Genomic DNA, 1600 nt, shown 5'->3' on the forward strand with positions numbered 1-1600 from the left:
GTCGCCGCCTGCTGGGAGGTCGCCGCCACCGGCGGGTCGGGACTGGCGGCCGGGTTGGACGGGGTGGCCGAAGCCCTGCGCGTCGAGCGCGCCCTGGCGGAGGAGATCGGCGCCGAGCTGGCGGCGCCGCGCACCACGATCGCGGTACTGGCGGCCCTGCCGCTCGCCGGACTGCTGCTGGGCGCGGGCCTCGGGGCCGGACCGCTGGAGGTGCTGCTCCACACGCCCGGCGGGCTGGCCGCCCTGGCGGCGGGCACCGCCTTGGAGGCGCTGGGCCTGCTCTGGACGGGCCGCATCGTCCGGGCGGCCGCCGAGGGCGCCCTGGGCTGCGCCCCGGTGCGGAAGGCCGAGCCGCGCCCGGAGGAGTGGAGGTGCGGGATCAGCCGCATCCGCGCCCGGCCCGGTCGGCCGAGTGACGCGTTCCGCCGGGAGGTGGGGTGCGGATGACCTGGTCGGAGGCGTCGGCCGGCCTGGGGGCGCTGCTGGTCGCGGCGGCCGGCGGTCAGGCCCGGCACGGGTGGCGGGCGCGGCGGAGAGCCGAGGTGCTGCTGGGCACGGGGGACCAGGTCCGGCTGTGGCCGGCCGATCGGTGGCCGGCGGCACGGGGCAGTCCCGTCCTGCCCGGGTGGGTTCGGCGGGCGGCGACGGCGGTGGCGGCCGGGCTCGGGGCGGCGGCCTTCCTCGGCGGACCAGGAGGCCTTCTGGTGGGCGGCCTGCTGGCGGTCGGGCTGCACCGCTGGATGCCCCGGGCGAGGTCCCCCGCGGAGCGGCGCGCCGTGCTGGAGGAGGAGCGGCTGGTGCGGCAGCTGCCGCTCACGGCCGAGCTGTTGGCGGCCTGTCTCGCATCGGCGGCCTCGCCGGCGGCGGCCGTGGCGGCGGTCGGCGCGAGCGTGGACGCCCCCATGGGTCCGCGGCTGCTGTCGACGGCGGCCGAACTCGCCCTGGGCTCACCGCCGGAGGACTGCTGGCGCCGGCTCGGCGAGGAGCATCCGCCACTGGCACCGCTGGCCCGGTGCCTGGTCCGGACGAGCCTGAGCGGTGCTCCGGCGTCGGCGGCGCTCTCCGGGCTCGCGAGCGGTCGGCGGGCGGAGGCCGTCCGGATGGCGCACACCCGGGTCCGCCGGGCCGGGGTGCTCGCGACGGCGCCGCTCGGGCTGTGCTTCCTGCCGGCGTTCGTCCTGGTCGGTGTCGCCCCGGTGGTCATGGGGCTCACCAGCCGCTTCTCACACGCGATGTGACGAGCACCGAGCACCGAAGACCGAATCGAACACCAAACCGAACCGATGCAAGGAGGAAAACCATGAACGTGACGATCAAGTCCGCGGCCGTCGTCGCTTCCGGGGCCACCCGCCGGGTCCGGCCCGCGCTCCGGCCCGCGATCGGGCGACGGATCCGTGACCGTGGCGGCTCGGACGCGGGGATGACGACCGCGGAGTACGCGGTCGGCACGCTGGGCGCGTGCGCCCTGGCGGCCGGGCTGTACAAGGTGGCGACCAGCACGGCCGTGCTTGAGGCGCTGGCCGGCGCCCTGGACCGGGCGCTCCATGCGACCTGACCGGCCGTCGTGGCGGCAGCGACGGCGGCGTGGCGACGGCGGGTT

The 1600-nt window shown here is 78.0% G+C and carries 2 protein-coding genes and 1 pseudogene; all 3 read left to right on the forward strand.

Going from position 1 to position 1600, the window contains the following annotated elements:
- Positions 1-447, forward strand: a pseudogene (locus ABD308_RS13095) (hypothetical protein); the annotation flags it as partial.
- Positions 444-1238, forward strand: coding sequence for a type II secretion system F family protein (locus ABD308_RS13100; RefSeq protein WP_344332926.1), 795 nt, complete (start codon positions 444-446; stop codon positions 1236-1238). The pseudogene ABD308_RS13095 and the gene ABD308_RS13100, both read left to right, overlap by 4 nt.
- Before the next feature lie 62 nt (positions 1239-1300).
- Complete coding sequence (locus ABD308_RS13105) at positions 1301-1555, forward strand: DUF4244 domain-containing protein (protein WP_344332927.1); 255 nt, start codon at positions 1301-1303, stop codon at positions 1553-1555.
- The last annotated feature ends 45 nt before the right edge of the window (positions 1556-1600 follow it).

The sequence above is a fragment of the Kitasatospora putterlickiae genome, assembly GCF_039527695.1.
Classification (GTDB): Bacteria; Actinomycetota; Actinomycetes; order Streptomycetales; family Streptomycetaceae; genus Kitasatospora; species Kitasatospora putterlickiae.